We start from the raw sequence: 483 nt of genomic DNA, 5'->3' as shown, positions 1-483 counted from the left end.
CCACCTTTTTTTCTACGTTTCAGACCAATGCTGATAAGTGTGACAAAAAAGCCAAGACCGCCGACAAGTCCTGCGATATTTCTAAGACCAATGTTTACAACTAGATCTGAATTAAAAGCGGTTATTTCTTCGTCAGTCATGTTTGCCTTTCCGGCAGGCTCTGTCTCGTTAAGATAAGCATAAGATGCAAAGCCAGCTACAAGCATTGCAACACCTAGTGCCAAGACGCGTTTGTCCATTGGAATAATTTCTAAACTGCGGTAAATAACTTAAGCTATGCGAAGCTCAAATTCTGGAACCAAGCCCTTTTCTATTCCAAACTGGAACAAGTTTCTGATTGCCTGCTCTCCTAGTACTCCCATCTCGATTGTTACATCGTTTACATACATTCTAACAAATCTGTCAATTGTCTCCTTTGATTGTCCCCTGCCATACTGCATTGCATAGTCTAGTGCTTCGCCTGGTCTTGCCATACCATATACA

General features: G+C 41.8%; 2 protein-coding genes. Both read right to left on the bottom strand.

What is annotated here, in order from left to right; all coding sequences use genetic code 11:
- Positions 1 to 239: hypothetical protein (locus DYY66_RS06590; protein ID WP_218583638.1), on the bottom strand; the 239-nt coding region annotated here is incomplete at its 3' end.
- A gap of 30 nt (positions 240 to 269) precedes the next feature.
- The coding region (locus DYY66_RS06585; protein WP_304515752.1) for an MqnA/MqnD/SBP family protein at positions 270 to 483 on the bottom strand (214 nt) is incomplete at its 5' end.

Origin of the sequence: Candidatus Nitrosotalea sp. FS (assembly GCF_011319475.1) — an archaeon.
In the GTDB taxonomy this organism is placed as follows: Archaea; Thermoproteota; Nitrososphaeria; order Nitrososphaerales; family Nitrosopumilaceae; genus Nitrosotalea.
The sequence above is the reverse complement of the archived record's forward strand: the minus strand, read 5'-3'. Positions and strand labels throughout refer to the sequence as shown.